The organism is Staphylococcus sp. 2S1 (assembly GCF_046721335.1).
Lineage (GTDB): Bacteria > Bacillota > Bacilli > Staphylococcales > Staphylococcaceae > Staphylococcus > Staphylococcus equorum_A.
Window position 1 is genome coordinate 731,144 of record NZ_JBEUUJ010000003.1, and the last position, 17,028, is coordinate 748,171.

Annotated in this window: 12 protein-coding genes and 2 pseudogenes; 7 read left to right on the plus strand and 7 right to left on the minus strand. The window is 34.1% G+C overall.

Features of this window, described 5'->3' with window-relative positions:
* Positions 1-374: 374 nt before the first annotated feature.
* Positions 375-1,310, minus strand: a complete 936-nt coding sequence (locus ABLV90_RS03940) for a DsbA family protein (RefSeq protein WP_460872207.1) — start codon at positions 1,308-1,310, stop codon at positions 375-377.
* Positions 1,311-1,451: 141 nt separating this feature from the next.
* Here ABLV90_RS03940 and ABLV90_RS03945 point away from each other — a divergent pair, with 141 nt between their 5' ends.
* From ABLV90_RS03945 to ABLV90_RS03955, 3 genes are all read left to right on the plus strand, one after another.
* Complete coding sequence (locus tag ABLV90_RS03945) at positions 1,452-2,018, plus strand: TetR/AcrR family transcriptional regulator (protein WP_460872208.1); 567 nt, start codon at positions 1,452-1,454, stop codon at positions 2,016-2,018.
* A gap of 19 nt (positions 2,019-2,037) precedes the next feature.
* Entirely contained in the window at positions 2,038-2,394 is a 357-nt protein-coding gene (locus tag ABLV90_RS03950; RefSeq protein WP_069832386.1) for a DoxX family protein, read from the plus strand.
* A 242-nt stretch (positions 2,395-2,636) separates the two neighbouring features.
* On the plus strand, positions 2,637-2,879 hold the full coding sequence (locus ABLV90_RS03955) for a hypothetical protein (protein WP_460872209.1): 243 nt from the start codon (positions 2,637-2,639) through the stop codon (positions 2,877-2,879).
* 98 nt (positions 2,880-2,977) lie between these two features.
* Here ABLV90_RS03955 and ABLV90_RS03960 read toward each other — a convergent pair whose 3' ends face one another.
* Entirely contained in the window at positions 2,978-4,687 is a 1,710-nt protein-coding gene (locus ABLV90_RS03960; RefSeq protein WP_460872210.1) for an ABC-ATPase domain-containing protein, read from the minus strand.
* A 380-nt stretch (positions 4,688-5,067) separates the two neighbouring features.
* Between ABLV90_RS03960 and ABLV90_RS03965 the strand changes: the two genes are divergently transcribed.
* Together ABLV90_RS03965 and ABLV90_RS03970 are read left to right on the plus strand one after the other, a co-directional pair.
* A complete protein-coding gene (locus tag ABLV90_RS03965) occupies positions 5,068-6,420 on the plus strand; it encodes a YSIRK-type signal peptide-containing protein (RefSeq protein ID WP_460872211.1) in 1,353 nt (450 codons plus the stop codon).
* Positions 6,407-8,338 carry a choice-of-anchor I family protein gene (locus tag ABLV90_RS03970; RefSeq protein WP_460872212.1) on the plus strand — a complete coding sequence of 644 codons (1,932 nt, stop codon included), beginning with the start codon at positions 6,407-6,409 and terminating at the stop codon, positions 8,336-8,338. Before ABLV90_RS03965 ends, ABLV90_RS03970 begins: the two co-directional genes overlap by 14 nt.
* A gap of 74 nt (positions 8,339-8,412) precedes the next feature.
* Here ABLV90_RS03970 and ABLV90_RS03975 read toward each other — a convergent pair whose 3' ends face one another.
* Complete coding sequence (locus ABLV90_RS03975) at positions 8,413-9,615, minus strand: GTP-binding protein (protein WP_460872213.1); 1,203 nt, start codon at positions 9,613-9,615, stop codon at positions 8,413-8,415.
* A 182-nt stretch (positions 9,616-9,797) separates the two neighbouring features.
* Between ABLV90_RS03975 and ABLV90_RS03980 the strand changes: the two genes are divergently transcribed.
* The gene (locus ABLV90_RS03980; protein WP_460872214.1) at positions 9,798-10,649 is read left to right on the plus strand and encodes a hypothetical protein; all 852 of its coding nucleotides are present in this window, start codon (positions 9,798-9,800) and stop codon (positions 10,647-10,649) included.
* 138 nt (positions 10,650-10,787) lie between these two features.
* Here the strand turns inward: ABLV90_RS03980 and ABLV90_RS03985 are convergent, their stop codons facing one another.
* The 4 genes and pseudogenes from ABLV90_RS03985 to dcuS all read right to left on the minus strand — a co-directional run bounded on the left by ABLV90_RS03985 (position 10,788) and on the right by dcuS (position 15,812).
* Positions 10,788-11,969 (minus strand): NADP-dependent malic enzyme, encoded by a 1,182-nt coding sequence (locus tag ABLV90_RS03985; RefSeq protein ID WP_460872215.1) that lies wholly within the window; start codon positions 11,967-11,969, stop codon positions 10,788-10,790.
* 29 nt (positions 11,970-11,998) lie between these two features.
* Positions 11,999-13,352 (minus strand): annotated as a pseudogene (locus tag ABLV90_RS03990) (2-hydroxycarboxylate transporter family protein).
* Between the two features lie 140 nt (positions 13,353-13,492).
* A pseudogene (locus tag ABLV90_RS03995) lies at positions 13,493-14,210 on the minus strand (response regulator).
* The gene (dcuS, locus tag ABLV90_RS04000; RefSeq protein WP_460872216.1) at positions 14,211-15,812 is read right to left on the minus strand and encodes a DcuS/MalK family sensor histidine kinase; all 1,602 of its coding nucleotides are present in this window, start codon (positions 15,810-15,812) and stop codon (positions 14,211-14,213) included.
* A gap of 278 nt (positions 15,813-16,090) precedes the next feature.
* On the opposite strand from dcuS, the gene ABLV90_RS04005 reads away from it, so the two are divergent.
* The gene (locus ABLV90_RS04005) at positions 16,091-16,825 is read left to right on the plus strand and encodes an NAD-dependent protein deacylase (protein ID WP_427705726.1); all 735 of its coding nucleotides are present in this window, start codon (positions 16,091-16,093) and stop codon (positions 16,823-16,825) included.
* Positions 16,826-17,028 lie beyond the last annotated feature (203 nt).

The window sequence follows — 17,028 nt, forward strand, 5'->3', positions numbered from 1 at the left end:
CCTACAAGTTCGAGGACACTTAATGGTATATGTTTTGTCATTTAATTAGTACTCCTTTATAAACCTTATTGAATATGGATGGTTTTATAATTTGATATAACGCCTACACTTTTATACTTAAAACGTATATGGGCATCACACAATTAAAAAAATCCTCTGCTTATTCCATCATAAAACACCAGGCGATATAAAGATAATTTACTGTTTATAGCGTCTAAATATTCAATGCAACGATGTAAATAGCATTCTTTATTATTAAAATTAAAGGGGTTCTGTTATTTAATTATTTCTCGGGAAATAAAAAAGATGAGAACACTACTTTTCACAGTGTTTTCATCTTTTTAAATTTTATAATTCACTAATAAAATCTCAGTTTATTTTACTTCGTAATAGTTTTCTCCAAGTATGTTCGAGATAGTGTATTTCGATTTGTCCAAGTCTTTCTCTATGAAATTTGGAACATCCTTTTCTTCGATATCGTACATTACTTCAATTTCTTTGGAAAATAAACTTGATTGTTCATTTAAATATAATGATAATTTTGGCAATCGATTTGGCTCTATAGTTATAGAAGTATCTAATTTTTCTAATGCATCTATATATGTTTCTAATGAGCGAGCCCCTACAATTTTTGTTCCTTGGTTATCTATATTAACGATTACTATTGTTGGGAATCCACGTACGCCCAATTGACTCACTAAATTAAAATCTTCCGCAAGTAGATTTTGTCCTATGTCGCTGTCTGCGATGTTTAAAATTGAGTCAACATCTATGGTATTGTCACCTTTATATAAATCTTCAACAATATGCTTAAGCACTGCTTTATCTGAAATATTTTTATTAAAAACAAAAACAGCTTCTCTAACTAATCTCGTAAATTTAATTGCGGCTGTAGGTGAATCTACATGTTGAATTGCTTTATAGAGTCTAGATGCAGGAAATGAAGATTGAACAGGATCTATTTCCATTATTGTGCCATCAATAGGCATGCGTGAATAATTCCCTACTTCTTGCCAGTGTGGGGTAACATCTGCAGGCTTGTAGATACCATTCGCTGGATCTATCGGGCCGTCTCCCCATGCTTCTAATAATCCCCCCATAACCATTTGGAAATTAAATAAATGACCATATTGTACAAGTAATTTATTTAGAGTTGGTTCAAATGCCTGACAGTGTGAACACATAGGATCTGTTACATAATACAAAGTTAAATTCGGTGCGCTCACATCAAAATTTATCGTTTCAATTTCATTTTCCTCACTTGGTTTACATATACCAGAATACATATCACATACCATGTTTTTTTCCATTGAGATAACCTCCAAAGTTTAAATATAACTAATATAGCTTTATAATAAGTATTCATAGCGATAATAAGTAGCAACAAAGATATATTAATGTTGGATATTCAACACTAATGACAAAGTGTTGGGAGAAAATGAGGGAGTCGAATGCTAAAATCAAAATCAGACTTACGAGTTATTAAAATCAGAAAGTCAATTATGCAAGCATTTATTAAGCTTTCAGATGAAAAAGATTTTAAAAATATAACTGTAAAAGATATTACGGAAGAAGCACTCATTAATAGAGCTACGTTCTATTATCACTTTAGTGATATTTACGATTTACTAGATAAAGTCCTTGCCGAAGAATTATTGATTAATTTGAACTACGCCAATTATGAACAACGTCAATTAGATGAGGCTACTATTTCTAATATTTTTAAAACAATCGCAGAGTTTCAATTATCGTTAAATAGAAGATGTCATAGGAGTTATCCTGAAACAATCGGCAACATTATACAAGAACACGTTGAAAGAGTACTTTATAAATTGTTGCTAGAGGTGAATTTCGAGGATGACGATACACGACACTTAGTCGCAACGATGCTAAGTGCAAGTATATATCGAACTTCTGAAAAATGGTGTCAAAGTTATAGCGATATCCCTGCTGAAACATATATCAATCGTGTAATTCCGTTCATTCTTTCTGGATTAATATCTCGTGACAAAGAATAAATGAAACGAGGCGCTTTAGATGGAAATTATAATTATTATATTACAAATTATTTTAGGCATATTTTTCATAATGACAGGTTCTAAAATATTATCCGGAGCCATGAAAGCTGATTTTTCGCGACTTGGTTATCCGCCCATTTTCAATCAAATCACTGGCATATTTGAGTTGCTTGGTGGTTTAGCAATGCTTGTCGGCATTTTCTATGGCATGCTCGCTTTCTTAGCCAGCATATTACTCGGTGCGACAATGTTAGTAGGCGCGTTATCTCTCGTCTTTTTAGGAAACGATCCTATTAAGAAGGCAATGCCGGCAACCGTATTATTTATCTTAAATTTAATCATATTTATCTACTATGTATCATCAGGACTTCTATAATAAATATTGAAAGACAATAACCCTCTTAACGCGTTTATATACAAAACCTTAAGAGGGTTTTTCTTATTTTAATCAGTCTCCCTTATTCATAATAATTAGTATTTTATTAAGCAAATGTTATCCTCTCATTGCCATTTCCCACTATTTAATTGCGTTAATTATAACCACAATATTAATTAGATTATAATGAGTACAATTATTATTTTATATTATGCTATAATTATTTAAAAAAGGAGGCTAATATGACTAACGGATCAGAAGTTTTAATATGGAAACAGAATAAAGTCGCTAAGAAACTTATCGAAGCGCATGCCACTTCGCCCGAACATGCTAGGACTTACGAAAGTTTAAATATTAAATACAATAGGACGTTTAAAAACTTATTAAAAAAAGAAGTGATTAAAAAAACTGGTGATAAATACTACCTTGATATAGCGACATGGGATAAATTTAGAAAATCTTTCAAAAGACTATTTCTACTTTAAAAACATAGTTAAATTAAAAGGTTTGTTTCCTAAAAATATAAAAAACAAACCTTTTAAACTATATAATATAACTTTTGATTAAGCACTTTGTCGTCTTCTTATGTGCTTTTCACTTTTAATCCACGGTAACGATTAAGCGTTGCACAGAATTCCTGCTTTCTCGGTAAAGCTAAATTTCCTGGATGTCCATGAAATTGTGAGAGTGCATCTAGACCGTTTTGCTCTATAAAATCATAGAGCTTGTCAGCCGCTTGAGCTAAAGTGTCTTGCTCATTTAATAGATGGTTCTGGTAATAATCAATCATGTCCGCTAAACACTGTGTTTGGCTGTTATCTACCAACTGTTCCAAACCTGATATATCAATAAGTTCCTTACCATATAAAATGGAATACCGTCCTTTGACTTTAAAACGATTTTCCTTTCCTTTTTTAGAAAAACTAGATTTTAACGGAATTCGCGTAGGAATGTCACCGAATTTTTTATCTATGTTCATGCTTTTAATACTATCGTTTGACGCCGCAATGGATTTAGCTTGTACTGTTACATCTTTCAATACATACTCATCCATCATCAACACTTGATCTGCTGCCTCAAAATAGTCACCCGAGCCACCCACAATTAAAATTGTAGAAACATCATAATCTTTATAAAGTGATGTTACCTTACTCGCAAATGGTGTGATAGGTTCTTTCTCAGGCGCAATCAGCTGTTGCATACGGCTATCTCGAATCATGAAGTTTGTTGCAGAAGTGTCCTCGTCAATCAGCAATAACGATGTATTTGCTTCTAATGCTTCCATCACATTCGTTGCTTGTGACGTACTACCGCTCGCATTTTCAGTTGAGAATTGTCGTGTATCTTTATTTCCCGGTAAATTATTTATAAAAGGACTGATGTTCACTTTTTCTATATTTCGTCCATCTTCTGCACGTATTTTCATAGCATCATGACAAGTAATCACATATTCTCTACCGTCACTGGCAATATGATTATAGACACCACGTTCTAATGCTTCAAGTATCGTTGACTTACCATGAAAACCGCCGCCTACGATTAAAGTAATCCCTTTCGGAACGCCCATGCCAGTGATGGTTTTTCCACTCGGTAAAGACAATTCAACTTCTACATTTTTCGGACTATTAAACGCTACAGCACCCGATAATTGTTTATCAGAAACCCCACTTTTACGTGGCAATATAGAACCATTTGCCACAAATGATACAAGCTGTCTTCGGTCGAGTTCTTCACGAATAAACGCTTGGTCCAACATTAATGTAACTTGTGTCTTTAATGCGGCTTGATCAATATTTTTATAAAGTAATGCGTGCTCTACAATTTCTGGTAACGTGTCAGTTAATATATTTGCTGCAACTTTTCCTAAAATTTTTCTACCTGCGGTCGGCAAACTAATTTCAAGTCTCACTTCAATGTCCTGTTTATTGATCACAACAGCAGTTCGCTCTAAAATCTCTTGACCACAACGATCAATAAAAATATTGCTAGCACTTTTTGCGTGTTTATCGCTATGTTTCAACGATTCTATGTTTTCTTTAAACGCTCGAGTCAGAAAGTCAGATACTGCAATAATTTTATTTTTTGAATCTAGCATATCGTCCGGAATATTTGCTGTTTCACGATTCATGATAACCCTCATTTTTGAAGGTGGCGCATACGGGTCCACTTGCGCATGATCAATCGCAAAACGGAACTGCTTAAATTGATACACTCCCTTTAGGCGCTTATATGCACCATACTTCTGTCCATCTAATGATCTTAATAACTGCGCGAATTCTGTAGCTTGTTTCAATAGCGTACCTCCTCAAGTGATTCTTCTTGTTTCATTTTTTATTATAATACTTTAGACGCTCTTTCTAATATTTACCCAGTCTAAAACATTAGATTAACTGTGTACAATATTTATTTTTTGTAGTAACACTATCTCTGACAATAAAACCCGCAAAGCGACGTAGCAACATCAATATATATGTATGATTACTCTATTCCCAAATATGATTGAATTAAATATATTTCTAAATTGCGTGATTTATATAGGTAGCGCTATGTATTAATAGTTTTATTTATTTTATGGCAAAGCATATTTACTAATTCTTTATTTTTTAAAAATAATACACAAACATACTAGTGAGATAATTAATAAGTACGTATTTATCTATCTAGGGGGATTTTATGTTTAACAATATGAAAAGAAACACAATTTATTCTATTAGAAAAAGTATGATGGGAACTGCTTCAGTTACAATTGGGACATGTCTATTACTTGGGATGAGTAATCAAGCTTCCGCCGCTGATCATAGTCAAATTAAAAATGATACTGAAACTACAACTGCTCAAGTTCAAACTAGTAGTCAGGATCATACATTAGAATCATCATCTAAATCAACATCTACAGATAATCATAATTCGAACAATAATCAAGCAACAAATATACATAATCAAAATGAAGGCACTACAGAAGAACCTAAAGAAGAAACTATCGACGAAAATGACATAAAGAAAGAAAATCAGTCACCGAGCACACAAAGTGCATTAAATGATGCTTCAGACACACAAAAACCTGAACAGCCGTCTGAAAGTGATGCTAACGAAGAACAAACTATTGAGAACATCACTAAAGATTCAAGGAAATCATTAACAAGAAATGCTTCAAATAAAGAAGAATTAACAGAGCAGAATACACAAAAATCTCAACAACAAGAGCTTCTTAAAGAAGAAGATAAGCAAAATGATTCAAATGTTGAAAATTCAAAATCTGATCAACTACCAAAACCGTCATCTAGTGACGCTACACAAGAACAAGTTCAAAATGACGCCGAATCCAAGCAAACTATAGAACAAACAAAGGATTCAAATACATCAACAGGGCATTCAAAGGTGCCATTAAATGAATCAGATGCAACAACAGATAATTCGAACACTCCAAATGAATCAGACAAATCCACAAAACATTCAAATGCTTCATCAGATAATTCAAACTCAACTGCACAGAAGCAACATGACTCAACAAACAAATCGCTCAACAAAACAGAGACTAATATAAACCCACCACATAAAATAGAAGACGCATCATCGGCATCGCAATCCGCTTCAGAACCATTGAACAATAATCATATTCATAGTGATGCTATTTCATCTAACAGCACATCTACTAAAGACTTAGAAAATTTAACCAATGCAGAACGCACAACACTTTTAAAAGCGATTCAACATAATACCCAAAAACAAGACAAACAGCCACAAGCAGTCTTACAAATGGCATCTGCTCAAAATCCAACAATTAGAAATACACGTAATGCTTCTAAAGATTCAACATCCCTCAACATTAATCACACAGGGCGTTATGATAGCGGTGCTGGCTTTGATAAAGGTGGTACAGAAATTGTAAAATATAACCCTAAAAATGGTTATGCCTATTCAATAAATGGAGATAAAGAAGCATTAGATATTTTAGATATTAAAAACACTAAAAACAAAGAAATTCAGCTCGTAAATCGAATTTATCTACAAGATGCTCGGCATTGAAGCAGGTGACCTAACTAGTGTAGCTGTTCATCCTGATGGTAATTATATTGCTCTTTCTGCACCTGCCAAAGATAAAACAAAGCCCGGTCACGTGGTCTTCTATAGTGATACAGGAAAATACTTAAATGATTTGACGGTAGGCAGTCTACCCGACATGGTAACTTTCACAAAAGATGGTTCTCGTTTACTTGTAGCCAATGAAGGTGAACCCTCTGACGATTACAAAGTGAATCCAGAAGGTTCTGTGTCAATTATCGACACATCAGGTGCACCAACCGAATTAAACAACTCACACGTTCGCACTACTTCACTAACACAAGATCATATGAATGAATCTATTCGTGCATTAGGTCCTAATAAATCGCAAGCTTATCTAAATTTAGAGCCAGAGTATATCGTGACCGATGAAAGTGGAAAATATGCTTACGTGACGATTCAAGAATCAAGTGCTATTGCTAAGCTAGACATTGAAAAAGGTAAATTCGTACAAGTCCAAGGATTACCTTATAAAGATCATTCCTTACCTGAAAATGCTATTGATCCTTCAGACAAAGACGGTAAAAAAGAATTACGCCCTGTACCAGTACTCGGTATGTTACAACCAGATGGTATTGATTCATACGAATATAATGGAGAAACATATTTATTAATAGCCAATGAAGGTGATTCACAAGATTATGAGGGTTATTCAGAGGAAATCCGTGTCAAAGATATTAAAGATGATATTGAATTAGACGCTAAATACTATGAAGGTTATACGCAAGAAGAATTAGATGCACTTGTGGCTAACGGGCTATTTGATGATGATCAATTAGGCAGATTAAAAGTGACAACTTCTCACAAATTCAGAGATGAAAATGGAAAATATAATGCACTCGTAACGTTCAGTGGTCGTTCATTTTCAATATTAAAAGGTTCTGACCTATCTATGGTTTACGACAGTGGCAATGATATTGAACAGCGTATCAAAGATATTTTACCAGAACGCTTTAATGCTAATTATGAAGATTTTAATGAACTAGAAGTAGATGGTAGAAGTGACGATAAAGGTCCTGAAGTCGAGTCTATAGAAGTTGGTACTGTCGGCAATCAAACATACGCATTCGTCGGCTTAGAACGTGTAGGAGGCATCATGATATATAATATTACGAATCCTACTGCTCCTGCATTCACGCAATACCTTTATGATGAACAAAATAAAGATATCTCACCTGAGGGTATTACTTTTGTCTCTGAAGAAGACAGCCCAACAGGCAAAGCAATGTTAATCGTATCCTTTGAATTGTCAGGCACTACATCTACATTTGAGTTAAATCAGATTAGTGGAACTGAACAAGTACCACCTAACGACCAAGACAACACTGAAAATGACAACCCGCCTGTCAACGATGGTGAAGATAATGATACGATTGATTTAAATGACGAAAATCCTGAAATTGAACATAATTCAGAAGGTCCTCTTGTCGACCAAAATGCAGTTATTGAGAACCCTGACGCATTAATTTCAGAAAATCCATCAAATACTCAAAATGACTCGACTCAGTTAAATAACAACTCGACAGCTAAATCAACTGCTCTTTCTACAACACCTATCGCCGCACAATATCATAATACGGTGAAAAATCAAAAATCAGTTTCACAATCAGAACAGCCTATACATCAGCTAGCTACAGAAACACATAACCAAAATAATCATCAATATAATACAAACATTACTAAAACAGGTACAACAAACACTAAACTTGATAAAGAAGACATTCATCTCGATAAGCAAAACATGACAAATGAGCATAGTCATTCAACTGAAACACAACAATTACCAAATACAGGTCAAAGCCAAAGCCAAGTACCACTATGGTCATCATTAATCTTAGGCGCTTGCCTACTATTGATTGGCAGAAAACAAAAAGAGAAATAAATAATATTCACCTATCGCAAAATAATTAAATACCAAAATAGGAAGCATTATAATCAAATGCTTCCTATTTTGATTTATTGCTGTTTACTTATCTCCCATTGATAAGGGTCTGGTAAATTGCTCCAATCTTGCTCTATTTCATGACGATTTAATAAACATGCATCGAGTTCACGTTCAATTTTTTCAGTATCTAAATCCGTTCCGATAATGACAAATTGTGTATTTCGGTCACCATATTCAATATCCCACGTTTCTGCAATATCTGTTCTTTCATGCAAAATCTGTCTTTGTTGTTCTGATGACATCATGACTACCCAATAGGTCACTGGACTAATGTTACAAGATGACCCAGCTTGTGATAATAAACAAGCAACTTCATTATATTGCGCGAGCCACACGATACCTTTGGAACGAACGATGTTATCCGACATATTTTCTAACCATGTATTAAAACGTTCCGCGTGAAACGGTAATCTTCTTGAATAAACAAAGGAACTTATACCGTATTCTTCAGTTTCTGGTGTATGTGTCGCATGGCCACCTTCAGTTAATTCTTTAATCCATCCTGCAGAATCACTCGCTTTTTCAAAATCAAAGCGCCCCGTATTTAAAATTTCGTTTAATTCTACTTCTGCATTCACTGTTTTAATTAATTTCGCTTCAGGTTGTAACTGTCTCAGTACATTTTCAAGTTTCTGTAATTCATCGTCAGTAACTAAATCTATTTTATTCAATACTAGGACATCACAGAATTCGACCTGATCGATTAGTAAATCTGCAAGCGTGCGTTCATCCGTAACATCAGCACCTTGGTCTCGATCGACTAATAAATCTTCCGAGTTAATATCATTGGTGAATCGATTCGCGTCTACTACTGTCACCATTGTGTCTAATTGGCATATTGACGTTAAATCAATGTCGAGTTCGTCATCTATGTATGAAAATGTTTGGGCAACTGGTACAGGTTCTGAAATACCTGTTGATTCAATAACAATGTAATCTATATTTCCTTTGTGTACGAGACGTTCTACTTCTTTTAATAAATCATCTCTCAATGTACAACAGATACAGCCATTCGATAATTCAACTAGTTTCTCATCAGTTCTGGATAAGCCGCCACCTTCTGCAACTAAATCTTTATCAATATTGACTTCACTCATATCATTTACAATAACTGCTATTTTACGTCCCTCTCGATTTTTTAAAATGTGATTGAGCAACGTAGTCTTCCCTGAACCTAAATAGCCACTTAAAACAGTTACCGGAATTTTACTCATTAGATTAACTCCCCTTTTATAAATCGTAATAATTACGTTTTATAATGTAACGTGAATTATAAGTAAAGTCAATATTATATTTTTAAGACGTGTTAATCACTCTATCTTGGAAAAGATTTTCGACAACTTATTGGGTATAATAAATATTAAGCATACTTATTTATGATATAAGGGGGATTTTTATGAAATTTAAATATATAGCTACTGGTATTATTGTAGCTTCTATTGGTTTATCGGCTTGTGATATCAACATTAATACAGGATCTGGTGGAGATTCTAATGACTCAAACAAACAAGATCAAAACAGTAGTAATAATAGCAACGATGAAAACGAAAACCAAAATGATAATTCATCATCTGACAGTAACAACAATGATGAAAATACAAATTCACCTGAACACTATGCCAAAGTATGGATTTCTGTACTTGAAGATAATGGCGGCAATGTAGATCCTTCAAGTACTGAAATCACGCATGTAGATGTTTCGGATGAGGTCTTAAATCCATATAACAAGAGTGCTTCCGCGACATTCCCAAATGGCACGCAAGCATTATACGGTACACCAACTGTCGCGGGACAAGTTATTTATAAAGACAATCATGATGGTACAGTAGATGTTTATGATGTGCCTAGTCATTTCCAAGATAAACGTTGGGACGAAGATGATTATTCGCAAAATGAATCTACACGCATACTTAATAATCCTAAAACTGTAAAACTAAAAGATTTTTCTCAAAGTGAAATAGATAATTGGACACCTGTCATTTCTGAATCTAATGATTCTAATGATAGTAGCGAAAGTAGTGATGATAGTACTGGCGAAGTAACACGAGAAAATGTAATAGATAAGGTTGAGTCATACGAGGGTCATAGTTTAGACACTTCTCAATATACGTACAAAGAGCCTGAACAAAGTAATAATGGGGATTGGGGCTTCTCCTTTACTGATAAAGATGATAACTTAGCTGGCTCCTACATTGTTGATCAAGACGGTAATGTAACGAAATATGATGAAGATGGAGAACCAGAATAAAAGTATAAAATTAAAAGTGCTGACAACATTACATTTTGTTGTCAGCACTTTTAATATATATTTAGCATCTTAGTTACTTATTAAAATCGTAGCATTATAAATCTATTAACTGTTTCATTTATTGTTCCTTTTTTCACTCTAAACTAATATTTCCCCTTCTTTTTTCGCAATATGCTTAACCGCTTCGGCGACTTGATGAGCGACGTTTTTATCTAGCGCATTGGGAATAATGAAATCCGCTGCTAACTGATCTTCTCTTATTGAGCTAGCAATTGCTTTAGCTGCCGTTATTTTCATTTCTGTAGTAATATCACTTGATTGTGCATCTAACACGCCTCTAAATATTCCAGGAAACGCTAATAAATTATTGATTTGATTAGGATAGTCCGAACGTCCTGTGCCAATGATGGTAGCTCCAGCTTCTATTGCTTCTTCTGGGTATATTTCTGGGGTAGGATTGGCTAATGCAAAAACAACTGGGTTATCATTCATTGACTGTACATGATCTTTTGTTAACGCTTTGGGACCTGATACACCAATAAATACATCTGCATTTTGAATGACATCATCCAATGTGCCTCTAGATTCTTCAGGATTTGTATATGTTGCAATGTCTTGTTGAGCGCCGTTCATCCACGTTTCTGATTTATTTAAGACACCTTCTAGACTGACCAGCGTAATATTATTATATCCTGCTTCTAATAATAACTTAGCAATCGCAATACCTGCAGAGCCTGCACCATTAATAATGATTTTTGTAGAATAGTTTTCTTTTCGAACAAATTTAAGTGCATTGATTAATGTTGCAAGCACAACTATTGCCGTTCCATGTTGATCATCATGAAATACTGGAATATCAAGTTCTTCAATTAATCTTTTCTCAATTTCAAAACAACGTGGTGCAGATATATCTTCTAGATTAATTCCAGAAAAATTAGGTTCTAACGCTTTTATAATAGATATAATTTCTTCAGTATCTTTTGTATTTAATGAAATTGGAAATGCATCTACATTTGCCAGTTTTTTAAATAAAATACTTTTCCCTTCCATAACTGGTATAGCCGCTTTGGGTCCAATATCACCTAGTCCAAGTACAGCCGTACCATCCGTAACTACAGCAATCATATTACCTCGCGCTGTTAACGAATTTACTTTTGATTCATCTTCTGTAATCGCCTTACATACTTCAGATACACCAGGCGTGTATACGACACTCAAATCCTGTTCATCCTTAACCTCTACTTTACTCGTAATTTCTATTTTTCCTGAACGTTCATGGTGTAAACTGATTGAATCTGTAGTTTCATTTCTTACTGACATATTTATTACCCCTTATTTAGTATTGTGATTTAACTTAGCATTTTCAACAAAAATGTTGCCATGATGACTGTTGATACGCCGCCTATTCTGGTAGCAACTTGTGCAAATGGCATAAGTGCCATACGTTTAGATGCTGACAATATAGCTACATCTCCTGTACCACCTAAGCCACTATGACATCCCGTCACGATAGCGGCATCTACTGGATACATTTTCATCAATTTACCTACAAAATAACCAGAAAGAATCATGGTTAATACGACTGATGCACATATGACAACATATGCTTGGTGTAACAATTTTAACGACATCTTCTAAAGGTATGTACAACATTCCAAGACCTACCATTAATGGCCAAGTTAAACTTGTAGATACAAATTTATATAAATTATGTGCGCCATCTTCCATTTTGTGTGGCATTACTTTCAAACATTTAATAATCGTTGCAAATAGAATCATAATAACTGGCCCCGGCATACCTATGAATTTTTGACCAAGTGTACCAACAATAAAGAAACTACAAGCAATGAGTAAACCTGCTCCCATAAGTGAGAAATCAATTACTTTTTCTTTATCTTCTTTATCCTCACTCGTTTCATCTATGTTTTCAGATTTAATTAATTTTCCATTTCCTGAAAGCTTTGTATGTTTTTCACCTACACGCATCATGACTCCTGCAGTAACAACCGCAAATATATTACCAATTACTGCTGCTGGAATCATTTGAGAAACGAACGATTCAGCTGTGCCTCCCAATATAGCTGAGTATGCAATGGATAATGGGAGAATACCTTCACCAATACCTCCTCCAATAATAGGTACAACAATATAAAACAATGTATGCTTAATATCATAGCCAAATAGTAGGCCGACTAATAAACCAGCAGATACTGCCAGAATAGTTCCCACTAGTAAAGGCACAAACATACGTGTAAATCCTTGAATTAACACTTTACTATTCATGCCTAAAATACTTCCAACAACCAAACAAGAAATATAGAAATATAAAAAGTTCGATGTCTTCATCAAACTTGTTACCGCTTCCATAGAAGATGTGTTAATAACATCTAAAAACACTAAAACAGATGGTACAAGTAATGCTAAAATAGCAGGTCCACCGATATCTTTTAAAACCGGCAATTTTTGACCAAGATCGCCTAGCAAGATACCCAAAATCATGATTACTGCGAATCCACCGATCATGTCTGCCGGTAACGTATTATATACGGACGCGGCTAATATAATTGCGGCTAGTATTAAGTAAAGTGGTAATGGTAACACGCCCACTTTAATATGAATCAGCCTTTTCCCTAAACTTTTAAAGCTGCGCTCTATTGGCACCCCTTCATTAGTAAGCGCTTTCAAATTTGCTTTCGTATTCATTATTAACCCCCTTGTTACGTATAAATCTATTCTATTCATAGACGATATAAATTTATAGCTTATGAAATTTTAATTATCTTTTTGTAATTAAAAAAACCGAATCAAAAGGAATTTAATCCTTTTGATTCGGTAACACTTCACTATAATTCTATATAACCCTTTAAATACTGAAGATTATCCTTTTTAACCTTATAGAAATTAATGGGCCGCCCTATACCATAATTTAAAGATTCTTCTAAAACCTCTATATCCGTTAAAAACTTTAAATATTTTCTTACAGAAACTCTCGAAATATTGACGTGCTTTGAGATGTCATCTGTAGAGAATTCATTTTCTTCAAAGTATTTCATTTTATCAATAATCACTTGTAACGTTGCTTCCGTCACACCTTTTGGTAATTTCAACTCTGAATCACGGTCAACAATTTCCTTGTTAAGAAACTCAGCATCAATATCAGTTTGATTAATACTACTCGTTTTATTAAAGAATGTGAGTCCTTTTTTATATCTCAACAATGATTGTTGAAAACGCTCAAAGTCGAAGGGCTTAATTAAATAATCTACAGCGCCGTAACGAAATGCAGTTTGAATATCCTCGACATCCGTAGCCGCTGTGATGAGAATTGCGTCTATTTTATAACCTTGCTCTCTTATATATTTAAGAAATGTGAGTCCATTTTCCTCAGGCATGTATATATCCGAGCAATAGTAAATCAATTTCTTTATTTTCTATATGTTTTATAGCTTCTTTAACATTTGAGGCAATATCAACTGAGGTTTGGTCATCTATTTTTTTAATAAATTGTTGATTTATTTGTGCAACCATTGGATCATCTTCAACAATTAAGATATTTAACATTTATAGTCCCTCCTTTTTTGAATAATTTATAACGACTGAAAATGTCACATTGCCTTCTACATTAGAAGCTACATTTATTTCCCCGTTAAGTTTCTCTACGCTTTGTTGAACAAGATGCAGCCCATAGCCTCTGTGCTCCCCTTTAGAAGAGTAGCCCTTTTCAAAAATTTGATGGGCTAAATCACCTTTTAGACCTAAGCCTGAATCTACAATATCTATGATTAATGCGTTATTTATATATTTCAAATGTACGTCAATTGTTTTCTCGCTAACAGCAGATGCGCTTAAAGAATCTATACTATTATCTATTAAATTACCTATAATCGTAATCATTTCATGAGTAATATATGAATGCTTCGGTTCTGGAATCATTGTATGGCTGATAATAGACAATTTAATATTCTGTTCTCTCGCCAAACTTAATTTGCCAATTAAGAATCCGGCTAACACAGGATCTTTAATCTTCGACGTAATACTACCATTCTCTTGGCTGCCTAGTTCAACAATCTCATGTATATACTGTTTTAAATCCTCATAATGTTCCATTTGTAGCAGGCCAGAAATCACGTGCAACCTGTTACTAAACTCGTGTGACTGCGCACGTAATGTATCAGCATATGTCTTCACACCTACTAACTGTTCCGAAAGTTTGTTCACCTCTGTCTTGTCTCTAAATGTTGAAATTGCACCAACAATTTCATTATTTACAACCAGTGGCACTCTATTAACCAAGATCTTCACTCCATTAATATTTTGTTCCTTGTCCAATTCTGGTTTACCTAACTCGAGTACTTTTGGTAGTTGTGTAGACTCCATATAATCATCAATCTTCATGCCAATTGGATTGCCTTTTAAATTTGCCTTATTAAATATATCCATCGCTGATTTATTCACTAAATTAATCTTACCTTCTTTATCAACAGCAACGATACCCTCATGAACAGATTGCAACATCGTGTTCCTTTCTCCAAGTATCTTAGCGATATTCGATGGTTCTAAACCAAGTAAAATTTTCTTAATATATCTAGACAGTAAATATGCACCAATGGCACCGACAATAAGTCCAACAATTGACCCAATGATAATTTGCTTATTCCCATCTGCAAGTGCTTCAGAAACACTTTTCATCGGTACACCAACGGCAACTACTCCAACTTGCTTACCATCAGCATAAACAGGGGTAAATGACCTTAATGATTCACCGAGCGTCCCTTTAGAAATCGAAGCACTCTCTTTACCGTGCGGCGCATTTGTTTCATCGCCACCTTTAAAATGCTTACCAATGCGTTTTTCATTAGGGTGCGATTTTCGTATCCCGTTCATATCCATCACAACAATAAAACTCACATCCGTTGATTGTTGTATTTCAGACACATACGTTTGTATACTGTTATCATTGTCACCTTTTTTCAAAGTAGATTGAACAATCTCAGACTGAGCAACGGTCTTACCAATTACTTCGGCCTTCTCTTCAGTTGTTTTATGTATCGTATCTTTAATGGTCTTACTAATCAATACACTCGTAATAAGTAATGAAAATAACACTACAATACATACTACAATAATGATCAGTGTGCTTAACTTTAGTCTCTGTTTCTTCAAAGCCCCAAACCGCCTTTAGTTATTAAAATTTATACATATAATTATTAGAAATATATCATACTTTTTAGAATTAATTAGTATAAGTTTTAAATGTGAAATTTAATAGAATAATAATACAATTTGAAAAAAGACCGTAAATATACCCTTAAACAAGAGATAATATACGGTCGCATGTTAGTGCTTAAGTATATGTTTTGTTTGCTAAATTACTTTTTACAACTTAAAATTAATTTAAAGGTTAGGAGTATGATTTTTAAAATTTTAATGGAGTGAAATGCATGAATGACAGGATTGAACAATTCAAGAACATCATTAATAATTCTAATAAAATCACGTTTTTTACAGGGGCAGGTGTATCTGTCGCAAGCGGTGTCCCAGATTTTCGTTCTATGGGCGGGCTATTTGATGAAATTTCAAAAGATGGCTACGCACCTGAATATTTATTAAGTACGGATTATCTTCAAGATGACCCAGTAGGCTTTGTAGATTTTTATCATAAACGTTTACTTATAGCTGATAAGCAACCGAACCTTGTTCATCAATGGATTGCTCAACTAGAACAAGACAAACGTTCATTAGGTGTCATTACTCAAAATATCGACGGTCTGCATTCTGATGCGGGGAGTCTTAACGTTGACGAACTGCATGGTACGTTAAATCAATTCTATTGTATTGATTGCCATAAGGCATATTTCAAAAATTATATTATGGAACAACATTTACGTGATTGTGAAGTGTGCGGTAGCCCCATTAGACCTGATATTGTACTTTATGGGGAATTATTAAATCAAAATACGATATATAATGCACTGGATAAAATAAATAAAGCTGATACTTTAGTCGTCCTAGGTTCGTCACTCGTAGTCCAACCAGCAGCAGGGCTTATTTCGAACTTTAAAGGACAAAATCTAATTATCATTAATAATGACCCTACACCTTATGATAACCACGCAACTTTAGTCATTCACGACGACATGGTCAAAGTGGTTAATGAACTAGAATATGTAGAGTGAGTTATGTAGTGAAGTTAAAGCATTTATAAAAAAGGAGAACGCGTTTTATAAGACGCGCTCTTTTTTTATTTGGTAATTTTTGAATCAATATTAAATAGTTTTAAAATACTGGAAACAACCTTATCGATGGTTTCACTGTTTTATAAATGAATGCACATATTATTTACTCCAGATATTGTTTTTGTTCAGTCCTAATTACATGG